Raw genomic sequence first — 17,848 nt, 5'->3', positions numbered from 1 at the left:
AATTAGTCAAACGCCCACTAATAGATGCATACGATGCAAAAATACACTTTTCTGAGGGAACTTGCAATGGAAAACAATATAATAAGGTATAAAAAAAGAACAACATCACCATCTCACCATTACATCTGCGAGCCTCGTTCTCTTCTCACTTGCTCCATGATTCCGGTGAGTGAGGGCGTTAAACCCAAATCGGTCATTAGGATTTCTCTTTGCCGTACGACACAGAGAAATCCTAATGACCGATTTGGGATAAATGCCTCCAGCATAGGTGAAGTCGAGCACGTCCTGCGCCTTTCCTGGAGGATAAGAAGGGTCGTCGCTGTTGTCTGCCATGCCAACTGGAAGCATAAATATCAAGAATAATATGATTGTTAGTAATTTCCCCTTCATTTTATCTGTAATGCTAATAAGAATTCATTAACTGATACAAAGTTAATAAAATCGTGGGTTAAAATACATGTTTCTTGACCATTTTCACAACAATATTTGCATTTTTTATAGCTCAAAACTGTGAGTTGAGCGCGCTAAGAAATCTTTGGCTCGAAATTCTTGAGTTTTGAGAGATTCGTGTTATGTTGCTCATTGTCAGCGGTTTAAGTGGTGTGGTGAGAAGATGCACAATGTGCTGATACGCAAAAAGGGCTACATTTTCATGAAAATGTAGCCCTTTTACCTTCCAGCTGTAGTCGTTTTGCACTGCAACTGTAGTACATTTACCCTTAAAATGTAGTCCTTTTGCACTGCAAAACGACTACAAATGGCGAGCAGGAGTGTTTCTGACCCTTCAAAAACCGATAAAATCTGCGTTTGAAATCTCCAGAATCAATTTTTCGTTTGTAACACTTTTTTACTGCCTGTACGATATTTGCATCGGCACACAACTTTCTTTATAGTCACGAATAGTCATGAATTATCCATGAATGTTTGTGATTAATTAGTGAGCATTCAGCTTCTCTCTTACTTCTTCCATTATTCCAGTCAGTTCCTCAACCGTTGTAGCTCGCAGCATAGCTATGCGTGTCTGGCGGAAGTCGGGGATGCCCTTGAATATGGGCGAGGCAGCAATGTGGCGGCGTGTGTGCAGAATGCCGCGGTATTCGTCAATGCGTTCTACGTTGATGCGTAGCTGTTCGAGCAGGATGTCGAGCTTGCGGTCGAAGGTGAGCGACGTGTCTTCGGGACGGCCGTCGAGCAGGTCGCGCATCTCCTTGAATATCCATGGGCGGCCGAAGGTGGCGCGTCCCACCATCACGGCATCAACGCCGTAGCGGTCGAAGGCGTCGCGTGCCTGCTCGGGAGTGCAGATGTCGCCGTTGCCGATGATGGGTATGTGGATGCGCGGATTGCGCTTCACCTCGCCTATCAGCGTCCAGTCGGCTTCGCCCGTGTACATCTGGGCGCGTGTTCTGCCGTGAATGGTGAGCGCCTGTATGCCGCAGTCTTGCAGAGCCTCTGCCAGATCGGTGATGACCAGATTGTCTGAGTTCCATCCCAGACGCGTTTTCACGGTGACGGGCGTGTTGACAGCCTTCACCACATTGCGTGTTATGTCGAGCAGAAGCGGTATGTTCTGCAGCATTCCGGCACCGGCACCCTTGCCAGCCACCTTCTTTACGGGGCAGCCGAAGTTGATGTCGATGACGTCAGGATGCACTTCCTCAACGATGCGTGCCGCTTCGACCATCGATTCTACGTCGCGTCCGTATATCTGAATGCCCACGGGGCGTTCCTCATCGCTAATGTGCAGCTTGCGCAGGGTGGCGTTGACCGAGCGCACCAGTGCCTCGGCACTGACAAACTCGGTGTATACCATTGATGCTCCGAAGCGCTTGCACAGATGGCGGAAGCCTATGTCGGTGACATCCTCCATCGGTGCGAGAAACAGCGGACGTGGTCCGAACTCTATGTTGCCTATCTTCATTTAGCAGACTTTCGATTGGTTGTCGGTGGCACTTACTCGAAGTAGTAGAGGAATGTTGCGATGCCGGTGAGTGCCTTCTTGGGCGACTCCTTTATCTCGATGGCAAACTTGATCTGTACCTTGGCAATGCCGCGTAGGTTCTCGATAGAGTAGAGGTCGGCAACGAGGCGTACGTGCTCGCCCGACTTTACAGCCTGGCCGAACTTCATCTTGTCCATACCGTAGTTGACCATCATCTTGAGATTCTTCACCTCGATAATCTGGTTCCACAGGCATGGCAGCATTGAGAGTGTGAGATAGCCGTGAGCGATGGTCGACTTGAACGGGCTTTCTACTGCGGCACGCTCTGTGTCAACGTGAATCCACTGATGGTCGAGTGTGGCATCGGCAAACATGTTGATGCGCTCCTGCGAGAGTTCTACATAGTCGGATACTCCGATGTTCTTGCCGAGCAACGCGGCAAACTCATGATAGCTGTTGATGATAACTTTGCTCATAGTTGTATTTATTATTGTTTTTATGCGTATATTTTATGCAAAGGTAAGACTTTTATGCTATAATAGCAAAAAAAAGACCGGTTCCAATCAAGGAAACCGGTCTATTGCTTTTTACGTTTTATAATTGTCGTAGCAAGAATGTCATATATAGAGGTAGCGTAAGGAATTGTCCGCTGCTGCCTACGTTAAGGTCGCCAAGTTTAATGGCATGGTTTACGTGGTATTTCTCGGGGTGTGAGAGTATAGTCTTTGAGCTTTTGATGTTTCCGTCTTTAGCCTTCACTTCCACAAGTACGCATTCGCCTTTGTATCTTGTGACAAAGTCTACCTCCAATCCCGAATTCTTACGGAAATAGTACAATCGGCGTTTCATTTTGGTGAAGATATCAGCCACAAGATTCTCGAATATGGCTCCCTTGTAGGCATGCAGGTTGCCTTGCATAATATCAAACTGCGTACCATCGTCAAGCATAGATACAAACAATCCTGTGTCTGCCATATATATCTTAAAACAGTCGTCGATGGCATTTCCGTTGAGTGGTAGTTCGGTAATAGTGAGATTTCGACATCGGGTTATAATTCCTGCATCCTCAATCCATTGTATGCTGCCGGTATATTGTGAAGCTTTAGCACCTTTGCGGATAGTAGAATACTGAAATTTCTTGTATTCCTTGCTCAGTTGACGTGGTATTGATTCAAAACATTCGCGTATGCGTGGTTTGTCAGCATCAGAGGCATACTTCACCATATCTTCTTCATATTCAGCAACTATTCCTCGTTGTTCGGCAAGAACTCTGCCCATGTTGTGGGTATTGACAAATGTGTTTACTACAGATGGCATACCACCTACAACGGTGTATTGCAGTATGAGTTGACGCATTTTCTGATGAATAACTTCGGGTACGGGCTGAATGCTGTCAAGGCATTCTGTGAGTTTGCCAATTATAGCTTCGCTTATCCCATTTGCCCAAAGAAACTCTTCAAAGTCAAGAGGATACATATCAATAATGGTTTCGTATCCAACGGGGATTGACGTTTTTGAACTTTTGTTGCCACTACTGTTTCGTCTTTCGCCATATCCTTTTACTCCAAGCAATGATCTGGTGGCAATAATGTCGTAGCGACCGTCCATCTTGAAGAATTTCAAGGCGGTACGTGCAGCAGGACATTCTTGTATCTCGTCTATTATTATACATGTTTCGTTGGCTACAAACTGGCTTTGTGGTATCATGGCTGATAGATTCATGACGATGTCGTCAACCCTTTTTGACCCTTCAAAGGCAAGAGCATAATCAGAGTCTTGCATAAAGTTGAGATATACAACATTTGCATAATTCTCTTCTGCAAATTTCTGTACTATGAAAGTTTTGCCACATTGTCGGCAGCCTTTTATTACGAGAGGCTTGTGATTAGAATCGTTCTTCCACGCAATGAGTTCTTCCTCAATCTTACGTTTAAGCATGACTATCAATTGTTTAGGAGTGATTTACTTTTGTTTGTGTCACTTTTCCAAGGGACTTTTTGCCTATTCGTGCCACTTTTTCAAGGGACTTTTTGTGTGTTTGCGTCACTTTTCCAAGGGACTTTTGTGCAAAGATACACTATTTTTACCCAAATAACAAGTTTTCAATGTGTGATAAACTGCCTTATAATAAACTTTTAGTTTTTTTACTTGATATAGCATTATAAGCATTTGGCTTAACTTCTTAACTCCTTTAACTACTGAATACTCTGAACTTGCGAAAGTTCAGCAATTGTATTATACCGCCAGCTGTCATACAACAACCGTCAGTATGATGGGTCTACAGGAGGTTCGGGTCCTTGGTCGGGTTCTTATCAGAACCTTTACAAGATACATAAAGGTATAGAGAAGATAAGCAGTGCCAGTGCACTTTCAGAATCAGTAAAGAGCTAGTTGCTCGCTGAGTGCTACTTCTTCCGTGCATGGGTGTACTTCGACATGGAGAAGTTCTGGGGCACTGTGCCTTATGTTGACCACGCTCTATCTGTAAACGAAGAGACCTTCCTGCCGCAGACCAAGCGTGAGACTCTGTTCGACAACATGCTTGTATTACGGCAACAGCGACAAGGTGACACGTTCATGGAGTTTCCGTACCGGACTCTTCCCGACACAGGATCTCGTTGACTGCTACTTGCAGAAGGATGAGGCTGACGGCAAGTGGAAGCACTGGTGGGAAACCAAGCAGGCGCGTGACCTCAATATTGCTGTTACAACAGACAAGGATGGCAACAAGCAGTACTCTGGTTCGGGCGACAACTACCGCAAGATGTTCGAGAACCGTGACAAGCGCTTCTATGCCACTGTGACTTACGATGGCGCCTATATGGGTCCGAAAAGCAATCCTGTTTATGAGATACAGACATGGATTGACAAGACAACAATGGACGACCAGAAGACTTTGCAATACAGCGCCCTTCATTCTGGCTACCGTAATATGGAGAATATTGAGTCGGCTCCAACTGGCCGTGCTTCATAACAGACCATTAGTGGCTACTATTTTCACAAGTACTCTCACTTCGACCAGTTTAACGATGACGGAACACTGAAGACCACACAGCGCACCTCATGCTACTTCAACATCCGTTATGCAGAGGTATTGCTCAATCTTGCTGAGGCTGCTGTAAATCTGGACAAGGCTCCTGAGACTATCACTTATATCAACAAAATACGTGAGCGTGCAGGCTTGAGCGCATACGATGGCGCTACCGACAAGCAGAGCGTATACGACGAGGTTAAGGAAGAGCGTCGTCTGGAGTTCGCATTCGAGAATCCTGGCTTCCGTTACTTCGACCTTCTGCGTTGGGGCGAGGATGAAGGCAAGACTGTAATTCCTGAGCTTAACAAGGCCTCACGCGGTATCATGATATTCCGTGTTGGCAAGCACAGCAATATCGTAGGCGAGAACGGCGTGGCTCTGGAGCCGGGTGAGACAAACACCGACGGCAAGAACTATGAGACACCGACATTCCGCACATATCCGATGGACTTCAGCTACTACAAGCGCAAATTCGACAATGTGCGCTACTATTTCACACCGTATGCTGCCACAGTGCTTATCTCTAACAAGCAGATACAACAGAATCCGGGTTGGCATGGCTTCAAGTATCAGAGCAACAATTAATTTTCTAACAATTCGACACTATGAGACTTTTCAGTAAAATAAAGAACATCTATACAGGCGTGTTCGTGATGCTGGCAGCCATGGCAACTACAAGCTGCCAGACCGGACTGGAATATGACGATGTGCCTGAGAGCTATTACACTGATGTGAACTTGCGTTCATGCTGGGCAAGTTCGCGAGCTCTTTTCGAAGACTGCCTCTTTGCAAAGAACTACAATGGTGGAAAAGGCGAAATCACATCGGCAATAGGGAACTGTTCGGGAAGTAATATAATAATACTTGGCAAAGTAATATATATTAGTTTGCCAATGAATATATATTACTTTGCCAATCAATTTTATAATATATTCTTTATCTCTCCTTCTGACAAGCCCGATGCTTGTATGATAGTTTCAATAGGCACTCCAAGAGAAAGAAGATTAGATGCTATCTTTACCTTAGCTTCTTTTTCTCAACACCTCAACTGGGGAGCCGTGCCCTTTATCCTTAATCTCCGTCGGGAGCGTAGAAGTAGTCGTGCAATGGGTCGGGATATTCGAATATCTCGCCTTCGCGGAAGAATCGTTTCATCTCGATTTCGGCTGTCTCGATAGAGTCTGAAGCGTGGATGATGTTCTCCTGACCGCTCATTGAGAGGTCACCACGGATAGTGCCGGGAGCAGCCTTGCGTCCGTTGGTAGCGCCAACTATGTTGCGCACAACAGTAACGGCGCTGTTGCCCTCAACACACATGGCAATGACGGGAGCCGACTTCATCGAGGCTGTGAGCCACGGGAAGAAGGGACGGTCGACGAGGTGGGCATAGTGCTCGTTGAGGATAGCGTCGTCGAGCTGCATCATCTTCAATCCAACGATGCGCAGACCTTTGCGCTCAATGCGGTTGATGACTTCGCCTATGAGACGGCGCTGAACTGTACACGGCTTTAACAAAATCAATGTTTTTTCCATAAAGATAGTATTTAGTTGAATAAATATTTTTACTTCATATACAATTTCAAGGTAGTGGTCTGGTCGCCCACTTCTACGTTCTTGGTTTCCAATTCGCCCTTGCCGTTTGTGAACTTTACTGTGTACGACTGGTTCTTCTCTACCTTGAATGTGAGTACATCGTTCATGTCTTGCGTAGCGCCTGTGCTGCGACCGCCGAACAGCTTTTCCTCGCCTTTGAATACGTCCAGATTGGTGGCTACACGGTCGCCCGAATTCTCGGCATGCTCCTTGTCCTTGAACACCATTACTCTCAGGTCGACGTGCTGTTCGTCGGCAGGAGTGGCAGACAGCTGCGCTCTGTAAAGGCTTGTATAGCGGTCGGTAACGTTCTCGGCATGAACATAACGGATGTCCTTGTCCCATACCAAGGGGAAGTAAGAACCCGTAGGCTTGAACGACGCTGCGTATATAGCCTTGCGCAGGTCTTCCTTGATGGCCTTGCCGGCATCGGTCAGAAACCACGACTTGTCCAAGTCTTCCGAAGGATAATATTCAGTAAATCGCCATTTGCCGTCAATCCACACTTCGTTCCAGTTGTGGTTGCCGCGGTCGTCGTACCACGCCGGAGTGCCAGCCACACGTGAGGGGATGCCCACAGCACGGAACGCATCGGTGAGCAATATCGACAGACCCGAACATGAAGCCATGTGCTGGCGCATCGACTCGTAAGGAGCCTGGTCGGGTTTCTCACGCTTAGTGTTATAGTCGACCAGCAGTTCGTCGCGTACATTCTTGTTGACAGAGTCGATAGCTTCGCGCATAGTCTTGCAGTTAGCCACATACTTCTTGAAGCGTTCGTAGAAGTCCTTGCGCCAGTTTTCGCGCTTCTCGTTAAGGTTGACATAAGCCACGACGTCGTTGAGGAATATGTCGTTGGGCACCTCTTTTGCCCACGGGAACTCAGCTCGTGCCTTATATGCATAATCCACATTCTCCAGCAGGAAATCGGCAGTCAGGGCCTTGGCATCCCTTTCGGGCATATACGAAATGAGGAAAGCCATGCCTTCTCTTTGTGTGGTAGGAGTCTGCTTCAATGCCTTCTTCAGTTCTTTGGCATTGCTGCCAGCCGTCTGCATAGACTGGCTTATCAATTCCTGATACTGCTTGGGTACACCGGCATACTTGCTGCCTGTGCAGGCAGACAGTCCTAAGGTCAAAAGTACAAGTAGACTTTTGATTTTCATAATTCTTATTCTTGAAATCATTTTTCTATAGTAGATTTAAATAACGTAGCAAATTTACATAAAAACTCACAAATGCAATCCATTGTAAATGTAAAAGATAGCTATTTTCTATATATTTTTGTGGTTTTACAATTATAAATCAGTAATTTTGCACCAATATGGATAATACAACAATAAAAGACTATGAGATAATGGCGCCCGTAGGCTCACGTGAGAGTCTTATGGCAGCCATACAGGCTGGTGCCGACAGCATCTACTTCGGTGTGGAGCAGTTGAACATGCGTTCACACTCTGCCAACCATTTCACCATAGACGACCTGCACGACATCGCTGCTATCTGTGCCGAGCACGGCATGAAGAGCTATCTGACCGTCAACACCATCATCTACGACGAGGATGTGGAGCTGATGCACCAGATAATCGATGCTGCCAAGAAGGCTCAGATTTCGGCTGTTATTGCGTCGGACGTGGCTGTCATGTCATACTGTCGTGAGATTGGTCAGGAGGTTCATCTGTCTACACAGCTCAACATCAGCAACGCTGAGGCTCTGAAGTTCTATGCTCAGTTTGCCGACGTGGTGGTGCTGGCACGCGAGTTGAACATGGACCAGGTGGCTTATATCTTCGAGCAGATAGAGAAGCAGCACATCTGCGGACCCAACGGAGAGTTGGTGCGCATTGAGATGTTCTGTCATGGAGCTTTGTGCATGGCGGTGAGCGGAAAGTGCTACATGAGCCTTATGAACACCGGACGCTCTGCCAACCGTGGCGAGTGCATGCAGATATGCCGCCGCTCTTATACCGTCACCGACAACGAGACGGGTACGCAGCTTGAGGTGGACAACAAGTACATCATGTCGCCTAAGGACCTCAAGACCATTCGTTTCATCGACCGGATGATGCGTTCGGGTGTGCGAGTATTCAAGATTGAGGGTCGTGCACGTGGCGCTGAATATGTATATAATGTGGTGCGCTGCTACAAGGAGGCCATCCAGGCTGTGCTCGACGGCGACTTCACCGAAGAGAAGAAGGACGAATGGGACAAGCGTCTTGCCACTGTGTTCAACCGCGGATTCTGGGACGGCTACTATCAGGGTCAGACTCTGGGCGAATGGAACAGCAACTATGGTTCGAACGCTACGGAGAAGAAGGTGTACGTTGGCAGAGGTGTCAAGTACTTCTCAAAGCTTGGTGTTGCCGAGTTTACGTGCGAAGCTGCCGAGTTCAGCGTGGGCGACAAGCTGCTCATCACGGGTCCTACTACAGGCGTGATGTATGTAGACGTGGACGAAATACGCTACGACCTCAATCCCGTACAGACCGCACAAAAGGGACAACACGTGTCGTTCCGCGTTCCGGGCAAAATCCGCCCAAGTGATAAATTGTTTAAGATGGTTCTCAACAAATAACACCATCTAACATAACAACACAACAACCTTTTTTTCAACGAAGAAAAATGACTATAAACGAAATACAAGACGAAGTCATTGAGCAGTTTCAAGACTTCACCGACTGGATGGACAAGTACCAGTTGCTGATTGACCTGGGTGGCGAACTGGAGCCGCTCGACGCTAAGTATAAAACCGAACAGAACCTCATAGACGGTTGTCAGAGCCGTGTATGGGTGCAATGCGACATGACAGATGACGGACGTCTGGTGTTCACTGCCGACAGCGACGCCCTCATCGTGAAGGGTATCATCGCTCTGCTTATTCAGGTGATAAGCGGACACACGCCGCGCGAGATTCTTGATGCCGACCTCTACTTCATCGACCGTATCGGACTCAAAGACCATCTGTCGCCCACTCGCTCTAATGGTCTGCTGGCTATGGTGAAGCAGATACGTATGTACGCCCTGGCGTATGAAGCGAAGAAGAATTAGGAATTTGGAATTTTGAATTTTGAATTGTCGGCTTTGCCGATTTTGAATTGTTCAATTTGGAATTTTGAGTTTTGAATTGGTCGGCTTCGCCGATTTGGAATTATTCAATTTGGAATTTTAATTATGAAATCGATATTCTCTATATTATTCGCATTTCTTGTGGTGGCAATGGCTTGTTCGTGCATGTCGTGCAAGAGTTCGCGCAAGTCGGCTACTGAGCCTGATACCGTTGCTCTTGTAGGTCCGACATTCTGTGCCGACTCGGCTTATGCCTTCTGTGCCAAGCAATGCAGCTTCGGACCGCGCCTTATGAACACCGAAGCACACGATAAGTGCGGCGAATGGATAATGAAGCAGTTTGCCAGCTACGGAATGAAGGTTGAGGCTCAGGACGCAGAGCTTAAGGCTTGGGACGGAACTATGCTCCGTTCGCGCAACATCTGGGCACGCTTCCGCCCCGAACTTACCACACGCATATTGCTGTGTGCCCATTGGGACACACGTCCGTGGGCAGACAACGACCCCGACTCTACCAATTGGCGCAAACCCGTTATGGGTGCTAACGACGGAGCAAGCGGTGTGGCTGTGATGATGGAGCTGGCTCGCATCATAAGCAACGACTCTACACTCAACGTAGGTGTCGACTTCGTGTGCTTCGATGCCGAAGACTACGGCACTCCGCAATGGTCATCGGCCCCCGACTCGCAAGACTCGTGGGCACTTGGCGCTCAGTATTGGGCAGAACATCAGCCCCATGGCTATGAGGCACGATACGGTGTGCTGCTCGATATGGTAGGAGGCGAGGGCGCACGGTTCTATCAGGAGTCGGTGTCGAAGCAGTATGCTTCAGAGATTGTAAATAAGGTGTGGCGCACAGCGTCGCAGATTGGCTATGGGTCGTACTTCCCCATGCAGGAGGGCGGCATGATAACCGACGACCACGTGCCCGTAAACGAGAAGGCAGGTATAGCCTGCATCGACATCATTCCGTTCTATCCTGACTGCCAGCAGAGCTCGTTCGGACCCACATGGCACACCATAAACGACACAATGGAGCACATCGACCGCGCCACACTCAAGGCTGTCGGACAGACTATGGTGCAGATATTGTACTCGGAAAAGTAATATATAAATATGTATAGAAGCAATCGCAACATAATACTGTTGGTCGTGTTGCTTGCGTTCAGCGCCATGTCAGCACGGGCGCAGGACAACGGCAGTCGCCGTGTCAACCCCGAAGACCGCGAGGTGGATATGGATACGCCCACGTTTGTGCCTATGGTCAAGGTGGGCAAGGTGCTGCACGACGGCGACAGCATACAGTATGTCGAGCTGAACACGCTGTATGTCTATCCGCAACCTGTGTTTGCCGACGCTCGCCAGCGGCAGGCCTACAACCGTCTTGTGGCCAATATCAAGAAGGTGCTGCCCATAGCCAAGGAGGTGAATGCTATAATCATCGAGACCTACGAGTTTCTGCAGACGCTGCCCAACAAGAAGGCTAAGGACGAGCACATGCAACGTGTGGAGCGCAGCATACGCAAGGAGTACACGCCACGCATGAAGAAACTGACGTATTCGCAGGGCAAACTGCTGATAAAACTGGTGTATCGCGAGTGCAACTCGTCGTCGTATCAATTGATACAGGCGTTTCTCGGACCTATAAGGGCTGGCTTTTATCAGGCGTTCGCAGCCTTGTTCGGCGCGTCGCTTACAAAAAAATATGACGCTGAAGGCGTCGATAAATATACCGAGCGCATTGTGCGTCAAGTAGAAGCGGGACAGCTGTAGAGCTGCCCCGCTTTTTTATTGGTTTACCCGAGATATGGAGTGAACAACGTTTTTGATAATAACTGATGTAGGAGGCGGGTGTGTCAAAAGCCAGATTATACCTTAAGCTTGCGCGTAGGAATCCATGCTGCAGCCCATCCTATCAAGAGCACCGTGACGAAGACTATAGCCACGTCGTCGTAATGGACGCTTACGGGGTAGGCATTGACCACGAACGAGCCAGCCGAGTCGCCCATGTGCACCAGTCCGAACTCCTGCTGAAGCCAGCAGAGCAGCAGTCCGAGCAATATGCCCACGACGGCCCCGATGGCTGATATGATGCGGCCTTCGAATAGGAAAATGCTGCGTATCTGTCGGTCGGTAGCGCCGAGGTTGCGCAGGGTGGCAGCGTCGGCCTTCTTGTCGATGATGAGCATCGAGAGCGACGATATGATGTTGAAGCAAGCCACCATAAGTATGAACGTCAGGAAGACGTATGCCAGCACCTTCTCTATCTGCATGATGTTGAACGTGTCTGACTGCTGTTCGAACCTGTCGAGCACCCTATACTTCGAGCCGACAATCTCGCGCATCTGCTTCTTCACAGCCGCGAGGTCGCTGCCCGGCTTCAGCCGTATCTGTAGAGACGACAGCATGCCGTCCTGATCGAACAGTCGGCGTGCGAAACCTATGGAGCATATAATGTGGTCGCGGTCGTATTTTGCCTGATTGACGGCAAACACTACGCCCGGCGATATGAGCGAGTCTACCACAAATCCGTCTGACGGGTCTTCAAGGTCGGTAATCTGTCCGCGTCGTACGGGAGCATACAGCTTCAGATAGCCGTCGAAGCGTGCGCCCAGTCCCATGTCCTGCGCCAGGCGTATGCCCGGAATGGCATAGAACAGATTGGCAGCCTGAAGCGTGAATTCGCCGTCGCCGTACAGGATGTCGCTGATGTTGGTGAGCTGGGTGAAGTTGTCGTCGACACCCATAACGGTCACCATCTGCTGACGGTCGCCATATACAGCCAGTCCCTGGTCCTCAAGCACATCGGTGTGAACGCTCACCTGAGGCATCTTGCGTATCTTGTCGAGCAACGGATCGTCGGCAGGAGCCGTCTTGCCTTGCGTCGGCACAAGTTCGATTTGAGGGTCGAAGTTGGTGAAGAACGACGCCACGAGGTCGTGAAATCCGTTGAACACGCTCAGCACAATCACCAGTGCCATTGTGCCCACAGCCACGCCTACCACCGAAATGGCAGAAATGACGTTGATGGCGTTAGTCGACTTCTTCGAGAAGACATAGCGTCGAGCTATAAAGAACGGGAAATTCATTTCTTCAGCAGTTCGTCAATGCGTTCGATGTAGTCGAGCGAGTCGTCGATGAAGAATCTGAGTTCGGGGATGATGCGCAGCTGGTTGCGTACGCGGGTGCCCAGTTCGTAGCGTATTGTCTTCTCGTTGGCTGTTACGTTCTTGATGAGTTCCTCGGCTTTTTCCGACGGGAAAATGCTGAGATAGGCTGTGCAGATGCTCAGGTCGGGCGACACACGGCAGCGTGTCACGCTCACCATGATGCCGTGCATGGCACGTGTCTGCGACTGGAATATAAGGCTCAGCTCCTTCTGCAGGAGTCGTGCTATACGGTTTTGTCTTGTTTCTTGCATGTTGTTTATCTGTTTAAATTTTGTTTTTAATATGCAAAGATAGTGCAAATCGGTCGCAATACAAAATGAAATGCAGCAGTTCTTGTCGGAAAATGCCTTTTGTTGTATTGCGACATTGCAAATCATGGGCAACGTCAGGCCTCAGTCAGGCTTGATGCATGCTATGTAGTAAACTGGCAGATAAGTCACTCCATTAGTTGTCACTACGTCTTTAGCGTTTGACAATACAAAAGCCTGATGGATGTTGTATTCCTTAATCTGTAGAAACTTATCAAGTGCACTATGTATTGTATAGTCCTTGCCCGACTTTATCTCTAATGGCAGTACAGAGAGATTGGTTCTGTCGTCGATGAGATAGTCCACCTCGCCTGTTTTCTTGTTGTCGTAATAGTACAGATTGAAGCCATGCGCTCTCAGTTCCTGGGCAACTACCGTCTCGTAGACTGATCCAAGATTGATGCTTGCGACATCGTCCATGATAGCCTTTATATTGGTTCCGAAGAATATGCCGGTCAGAATTCCCACATCATTCATATACAGTTTCAGGAGATTTTTCCCACTGTTTTCTATCAACGGAAAACTCGGTTTGCTTATGGCTTTCACTTCCAGTGCGATTCCCGATGAGATAAGGTAGTCGAACTCCTCGGTGTAATCGCTCATGCGTTTGCCTTTTTTGTCCTCTATGTTCTTTGCCACTATCCGTTTTTTCTTGTTCTCAAGATTCGACGGAATCATATTGTATATGCGTTGTATCTTCAGCCGGTTGTGTGTGTCCTCGTATCTTGCAGCGTCTACGCCATACAGATGATGTATGTTGCTTTGGATGGTTCGGACGGATGTGATGTTTTTTGTCTCTACAAATTCCTTTACGGCATCGGGCAAACCTCCTACGAGAAGATATTTCCTGAACATGTCGAGCAGTTTGCCATGAATCGCATCTGGCATGGATTTTCTTTCTGTGAAATTCCGGTGCATTGTGTCAATCACCAGCTGCCCTATGCCGTTTGCTATGAGAAACTCTTCGAAGTCCATAGGATACATATGCTTGATGACGATGCTGCCTAATGGTACTGAAGAAGTGACTTTCAGTGTCACGCCAAGTAGTGAACCACTGGCTATATAGGTGAATTTGCCGTCTTCGCGCAGGAATTTCAACAGGGTGAGAAGATGGTCGTAAGCTTGTATTTCATCTATGAATACAAGTGTTTCGTGCTTGCTGCCCATCTTGTCACCGGCAATCGTACTTAATGCGAGATAAAAGTCGTCCTTTGTTCGGGCGTCGGCAAAGGTGCGGTCGCCCAACTTGTCGGTTTCCATATTTATCTCGATGTAATTAGGGAAGAGCCTTTTGCCTACCTCTCTTATTATATACGACTTGCCTATCTGGCGCGCACCGTCTATAATCAGAATCTTGTCAGAGCCTGATTGTAAGTGGCTAACAATATCTTTTTCGATCTTACGATATAGCATAATTACACTTTTCCTATGTTTTTACGATTGCAAAAATACACTTTTCCTACGAAATAAGCAACCAAAAACTACACTTTTCCTGTATGCGCCATTATGCCTTTTGTGGCTTATTGCTTTTTTTGTTGTTGCGTTACTCGGGTTTTCCGTTAAGCAAGTTTATTGTATCAGTAAATTCTGACACCAATTCGACAAAACAAGGATTGTCCTTTCTTATAATTAAAGCTGCATAATTCTCGTTTTCTTCTTCGTCGTAGACAATTTGCGGAGGAAACAGGTATTCTTCCCTTTCGTTATAAATGCTAAACCAATATTGGAACAAACGACTGCGCATTTTTTGCATACCGTCGCCAGTCTCACATATGTATAGCAGAGCTGCCTTGTTTTTATTAAAAAATTCTTCAATAATTGCCAGTATCGTATTGCGTACTTTTTGGTCGCGAGGGGATTTTGTTCCTTGCGGATTGGATATACCAAACTGATAGACAATGCCTGATTGTAATATGTCATCTTTTTCAAATGAAATGAAAATTTCTGCCATATTATCAGTCATGAAACTAAAGGTCAATTCATCCTCTTCTTTTTTACAAGATACTCAGATTTGGCATTTATTGCATCTAATGACAGTTTTTCCATTACCATATTTCTACACTAATAGAATTGTTGTCAGTTTGCTCCTTGCAACTGTCGCGTACTAATTGTTCTAATTTCTCAGACATTTTACGTTTTAGTTCTTTGGATGCCTTCCAACGTCGCAAGGCTTCCTCACGTGTTAGTTTAATTCTATCCATATTTATAATATTATTAATGTGTTCTAAATTGTTGTGATAATTCTATGTGGTTTGTCTTCTTGCGCAAAAATAACTAATTTTTTGATAGGAAACAAGTTTATTCTTATTTTTATAATCATTGCTTTTAACAGCGACAATATCATTGTTGATAGGTAAAGAGTCGTTTCAATACATTCAATCTTCACCACTTAACACTTAACATTTAACATCTAACACTTAAAATAACCCTTCTCCATTTTCAAAACGAGTCCTTTTGCACTTCAAAACGAGTCCTTTTACCCTTTAAAAGGAGTCCTTTTACAATGCAAAAGGAGCCCTTTTGACAGGCAAAAGGACTCCTTTTTGAATGGGGGTGTTGAAAAAATTGCTGTCCGGTAAAACTAATAATGTGGTCAAAGACGGGCTGAAAGCCCAATAAGCACATAGCCCAGGGCACCCGCCCTGGGTGTACGGATTGATAAAAGCAAGACGCCCTGCAAGGGCAAAAGCATTGATTATTAACGCTTTTGCCCTTACAGGGCGTTTGGTTGTTTGGACATTTTCACCCAGGGCGGGTGCCCTGGGCTATGTGCTTCTGCCCCTTCGGGGCGCGATGCTTATATTTAGACAATCCCTCCTATGTGATATTTAGGCTTTACCTTTCCGCTACGCGCTGGTGAATGTTGGTTCAGTCCGCATAGTATATAGCAAGCCCCCTTAGTAAATATTGCAATAAAACACTGAACAACAAAACAATATAAGGATGAATAATTGTTTGCCGGACAGCAATAGTTGAAAATCTGTATTTCAGTTTATTTCTCTTTCTTTGGTTGCAGCAGTTTCTGGTACTCGGTGGGGTTGCCGAGCAGGCGTGCTGCCTCGGCAAACTGCTTGTCGTTGCGCAGCGAGTTTTCGAGCGAACCCTTCTCGAAGTAATAGGCAGCCATGAGGTCGGCGGCAATGAGTTCCTTTATCTTCTGCTTGTTGTACGGATAGTCGAGGTCCTTGGCGATGTTGTGCTTCAGCTTCTGGCGCAGCGCCTCAAACTCGGGTTTGGCATCGTCGTAGTAGCCCTCGAAGCGTGCCAGGCTCTCCAGTTCCTTGAGTATCTTCTCGCTCACCTGGTCGTATGTGAATCCGCTCTTTACCACGCGCTGCTTGAATTGCTCGTAGTCGGCATCCGAGAGTTCGAAGTCCTTGGGGCTTGCCACGGTGGGGTGGGCGGCTATGTAGTCAATCTCGTAGTTGAGCATGATGTCGGTCGTGTCCACGCGCGAGAGATAGAAGGCGATGTTGGGCAGCGAGTCGGGCTTCACTTCGATGTCGGGCTTGATGCCACCGCCGTCGCGCACGATGCGTCCGGCAGCTGTGCGGAACTCGTGAGTGAGCGAGTCGGGCACGTTCTCGGCTACATATCCGTTGTCGGTGTGCTTGTAGCGCAGAGCCTGTATGCATCGTCCCGAGGGTATGTAGTATTTGGCTGTGGTGAGTTTCAGCTTGCCGTTGTATGGCAGCGACACGTTTGGTATCTGCACCAGACCCTTGCCGTAGGTGCGTGTGCCCATGATTACGGCGCGGTCGTAGTCCTGCAGCGTTCCGCTCGTTATCTCGCTGGCGCTGGCTGTAGCCTCGTTGACGAGCACCACGATAGGCATCACGGTGTCGAGAGGCTCGACTGTAGTGTTGTAATTGCTGTTGGCGTTCTTCACCTTGCCCTTCATCGAGAGCAGGTGGCGGCCCTTGGGTATGAACATATTGAGTATCTGAAGGGCTTCCTGCACCGAACCTCCGCCGTTGTTGCGCAGGTCGAGCACCAGTCCCTTCATGCCTTGCTTCTTCAGGTCGATGAATGCTCGGCGCACGTCTTTGGCGCTGTTCTCCAGATACTGGTTGTAGTTGATGTATCCGATACCGTCCTTCTGCATGCCGTAGTAGGGCAGGTAGGGCATCTGTATGGCTTTGCGCTGCACCTTGACGGTCATCTTCTTGCCCGTCGATGGTCGCTGAATCTTCAGCACCATCGTTGTGCCAGGCTCGCCACGCAGGTGGTCGCTGACGTATGCAGTGGTCTTTCCAACCATCGATTCGCCGTCTATACTCAGTATCATGTCTCCCTTCTTCAGTCCGGCTTCAGCAGCCGGCATTCCCTCGTAAGGCTCGTTGATGATGACGTGCTTGCGTGTGAAGCTGTAGCTTATTATCGAGCCGATGCCCGCATATTTGCCCGTCATCATCTGCTTGTATTCAGCCGCCTTGTCCTCGGGGAAGTAGTCGGTGTATGGGTCGAGCGAGTGCATCATCGAGCGTATTGCCGTTCCGATGGTTTTATCGGCATCGAGCGAGTCGACGTACATCAAGTCGAGATTGCGGTAGATGGCATTGAAAATGTCAAGGTTCTTTGCCACGCGGAAGTTGTGGTCGCTGGTGTTCTGTGCCATGATAGGCATAGCGACAGCCATGAGTGCCATCAGCATCAGGCTGCGCATTGTTTTTGTGTATTTGCGTAGGTACATGTCTTGTTGGTATAATGTTGCTATATTAATAATATGTGTATG

16 protein-coding genes and 1 pseudogene are annotated in these 17,848 nt (G+C 47.8%); 6 read left to right on the top strand and 11 right to left on the bottom strand.

What is annotated here, in order from left to right; genetic code table 11:
* Nucleotides 1-105 precede the first annotated feature (105 nt).
* The 4 genes from I6E49_RS01995 to I6E49_RS01980 all read right to left on the bottom strand — a co-directional run bounded on the left by I6E49_RS01995 (nucleotide 106) and on the right by I6E49_RS01980 (nucleotide 3,880).
* Nucleotides 106-348, bottom strand: a complete 243-nt coding sequence (locus tag I6E49_RS01995) for a hypothetical protein (protein WP_235400152.1) — start codon at nucleotides 346-348, stop codon at nucleotides 106-108.
* A 586-nt stretch (nucleotides 349-934) separates the two neighbouring features.
* Nucleotides 935-1,921 (bottom strand): tRNA dihydrouridine synthase DusB, encoded by a 987-nt coding sequence (dusB, locus tag I6E49_RS01990; protein WP_235400151.1) that lies wholly within the window; start codon nucleotides 1,919-1,921, stop codon nucleotides 935-937.
* Between the two features lie 32 nt (nucleotides 1,922-1,953).
* Nucleotides 1,954-2,418 carry a MaoC family dehydratase gene (locus tag I6E49_RS01985; RefSeq protein WP_235400150.1) on the bottom strand — a complete coding sequence of 155 codons (465 nt, stop codon included), beginning with the start codon at nucleotides 2,416-2,418 and terminating at the stop codon, nucleotides 1,954-1,956.
* 118 nt (nucleotides 2,419-2,536) lie between these two features.
* Nucleotides 2,537-3,880 (bottom strand): ATP-binding protein, encoded by a 1,344-nt coding sequence (locus tag I6E49_RS01980; protein WP_235400149.1) that lies wholly within the window; start codon nucleotides 3,878-3,880, stop codon nucleotides 2,537-2,539.
* 453 nt (nucleotides 3,881-4,333) lie between these two features.
* On the opposite strand from I6E49_RS01980, the gene I6E49_RS01975 reads away from it, so the two are divergent.
* On the top strand, nucleotides 4,334-4,564 hold the full coding sequence (locus tag I6E49_RS01975) for a RagB/SusD family nutrient uptake outer membrane protein (RefSeq protein WP_235400148.1): 231 nt from the start codon (nucleotides 4,334-4,336) through the stop codon (nucleotides 4,562-4,564).
* Nucleotides 4,461-5,561 (top strand): annotated as a pseudogene (locus tag I6E49_RS01970) (RagB/SusD family nutrient uptake outer membrane protein). Before I6E49_RS01975 ends, I6E49_RS01970 begins: the two are co-directional and overlap by 104 nt.
* A 486-nt stretch (nucleotides 5,562-6,047) precedes the next feature.
* Here I6E49_RS01970 and ndk read toward each other — a convergent pair.
* Together ndk and I6E49_RS01960 are read right to left on the bottom strand one after the other, a co-directional pair.
* Complete coding sequence (ndk, locus tag I6E49_RS01965; RefSeq protein WP_235393954.1) at nucleotides 6,048-6,509, bottom strand: nucleoside-diphosphate kinase; 462 nt, start codon at nucleotides 6,507-6,509, stop codon at nucleotides 6,048-6,050.
* A 29-nt stretch (nucleotides 6,510-6,538) separates the two neighbouring features.
* Nucleotides 6,539-7,735 (bottom strand): transglutaminase-like domain-containing protein, encoded by a 1,197-nt coding sequence (locus tag I6E49_RS01960; RefSeq protein ID WP_235400147.1) that lies wholly within the window; start codon nucleotides 7,733-7,735, stop codon nucleotides 6,539-6,541.
* 158 nt (nucleotides 7,736-7,893) lie between these two features.
* On the opposite strand from I6E49_RS01960, the gene I6E49_RS01955 reads away from it, so the two are divergent.
* From I6E49_RS01955 to I6E49_RS01940, 4 genes are all read left to right on the top strand, one after another.
* Nucleotides 7,894-9,144, top strand: a complete 1,251-nt coding sequence (locus tag I6E49_RS01955; RefSeq protein ID WP_235400146.1) for a peptidase U32 family protein — start codon at nucleotides 7,894-7,896, stop codon at nucleotides 9,142-9,144.
* A gap of 47 nt (nucleotides 9,145-9,191) precedes the next feature.
* Nucleotides 9,192-9,617, top strand: a complete 426-nt coding sequence (locus I6E49_RS01950) for a SufE family protein (RefSeq protein WP_235400145.1) — start codon at nucleotides 9,192-9,194, stop codon at nucleotides 9,615-9,617.
* A 123-nt stretch (nucleotides 9,618-9,740) separates the two neighbouring features.
* Nucleotides 9,741-10,742: a M28 family peptidase gene (locus I6E49_RS01945; protein ID WP_441006955.1), complete on the top strand. Its 1,002-nt coding sequence runs from the start codon at nucleotides 9,741-9,743 to the stop codon at nucleotides 10,740-10,742.
* 66 nt (nucleotides 10,743-10,808) lie between these two features.
* Nucleotides 10,809-11,408 carry a DUF4294 domain-containing protein gene (locus tag I6E49_RS01940; protein WP_235400192.1) on the top strand — a complete coding sequence of 200 codons (600 nt, stop codon included), beginning with the start codon at nucleotides 10,809-10,811 and terminating at the stop codon, nucleotides 11,406-11,408.
* Nucleotides 11,409-11,503: 95 nt separating this feature from the next.
* On the opposite strand, the gene I6E49_RS01935 is transcribed toward I6E49_RS01940, so the two are convergent.
* From I6E49_RS01935 to I6E49_RS01915, 5 genes are all read right to left on the bottom strand, one after another.
* Nucleotides 11,504-12,724, bottom strand: a complete 1,221-nt coding sequence (locus tag I6E49_RS01935) for an FtsX-like permease family protein (protein ID WP_235400144.1) — start codon at nucleotides 12,722-12,724, stop codon at nucleotides 11,504-11,506.
* Nucleotides 12,721-13,056, bottom strand: a complete 336-nt coding sequence (gene rbfA / locus I6E49_RS01930) for a 30S ribosome-binding factor RbfA (RefSeq protein WP_235393949.1) — start codon at nucleotides 13,054-13,056, stop codon at nucleotides 12,721-12,723. The genes I6E49_RS01935 and rbfA overlap by 4 nt, the downstream gene beginning before the upstream one ends.
* Nucleotides 13,057-13,197: 141 nt before the next feature.
* The gene (locus tag I6E49_RS01925; RefSeq protein ID WP_235400143.1) at nucleotides 13,198-14,526 is read right to left on the bottom strand and encodes an ATP-binding protein; all 1,329 of its coding nucleotides are present in this window, start codon (nucleotides 14,524-14,526) and stop codon (nucleotides 13,198-13,200) included.
* A 130-nt stretch (nucleotides 14,527-14,656) separates the two neighbouring features.
* Complete coding sequence (locus I6E49_RS01920; protein WP_235400142.1) at nucleotides 14,657-15,064, bottom strand: DUF6169 family protein; 408 nt, start codon at nucleotides 15,062-15,064, stop codon at nucleotides 14,657-14,659.
* Nucleotides 15,065-16,105: 1,041 nt separating this feature from the next.
* Nucleotides 16,106-17,779 carry a S41 family peptidase gene (locus I6E49_RS01915; protein WP_235400141.1) on the bottom strand — a complete coding sequence of 558 codons (1,674 nt, stop codon included), beginning with the start codon at nucleotides 17,777-17,779 and terminating at the stop codon, nucleotides 16,106-16,108.
* Nucleotides 17,780-17,848: the final 69 nt, after the last annotated feature.

It is taken from the genome of Leyella stercorea (assembly GCF_021531655.1).
The sequence above is the reverse complement of the archived record's forward strand: the minus strand, read 5'-3'. Positions and strand labels throughout refer to the sequence as shown.

What these genes read in the sequence shown, in the direction of transcription:
- I6E49_RS01920 (WP_235400142.1), bottom strand. Translation starts at nt 15,064, where the DNA reads ATGGCAGAAATTTTCATTTCATTTGAAAAAGATGACATATTACAATCA.
- rbfA (WP_235393949.1), bottom strand. Translation starts at nt 13,056, where the DNA reads ATGCAAGAAACAAGACAAAACCGTATAGCACGACTCCTGCAGAAGGAG.
- I6E49_RS01915 (WP_235400141.1), bottom strand. Translation starts at nt 17,779, where the DNA reads ATGCGCAGCCTGATGCTGATGGCACTCATGGCTGTCGCTATGCCTATC.
- I6E49_RS01995 (WP_235400152.1), bottom strand. Translation starts at nt 348, where the DNA reads ATGCTTCCAGTTGGCATGGCAGACAACAGCGACGACCCTTCTTATCCT.
- I6E49_RS01935 (WP_235400144.1), bottom strand. Translation starts at nt 12,724, where the DNA reads ATGAATTTCCCGTTCTTTATAGCTCGACGCTATGTCTTCTCGAAGAAG.
- dusB (WP_235400151.1), bottom strand. Translation starts at nt 1,921, where the DNA reads ATGAAGATAGGCAACATAGAGTTCGGACCACGTCCGCTGTTTCTCGCA.
- I6E49_RS01960 (WP_235400147.1), bottom strand. Translation starts at nt 7,735, where the DNA reads ATGAAAATCAAAAGTCTACTTGTACTTTTGACCTTAGGACTGTCTGCC.
- ndk (WP_235393954.1), bottom strand. Translation starts at nt 6,509, where the DNA reads ATGGAAAAAACATTGATTTTGTTAAAGCCGTGTACAGTTCAGCGCCGT.
- I6E49_RS01925 (WP_235400143.1), bottom strand. Translation starts at nt 14,526, where the DNA reads ATGCTATATCGTAAGATCGAAAAAGATATTGTTAGCCACTTACAATCA.
- I6E49_RS01985 (WP_235400150.1), bottom strand. Translation starts at nt 2,418, where the DNA reads ATGAGCAAAGTTATCATCAACAGCTATCATGAGTTTGCCGCGTTGCTC.
- I6E49_RS01980 (WP_235400149.1), bottom strand. Translation starts at nt 3,880, where the DNA reads ATGCTTAAACGTAAGATTGAGGAAGAACTCATTGCGTGGAAGAACGAT.
- I6E49_RS01955 (WP_235400146.1), top strand. Translation starts at nt 7,894, where the DNA reads ATGGATAATACAACAATAAAAGACTATGAGATAATGGCGCCCGTAGGC.
- I6E49_RS01940 (WP_235400192.1), top strand. Translation starts at nt 10,809, where the DNA reads ATGTCAGCACGGGCGCAGGACAACGGCAGTCGCCGTGTCAACCCCGAA.
- I6E49_RS01945 (WP_441006955.1), top strand. Translation starts at nt 9,741, where the DNA reads ATGAAATCGATATTCTCTATATTATTCGCATTTCTTGTGGTGGCAATG.
- I6E49_RS01950 (WP_235400145.1), top strand. Translation starts at nt 9,192, where the DNA reads ATGACTATAAACGAAATACAAGACGAAGTCATTGAGCAGTTTCAAGAC.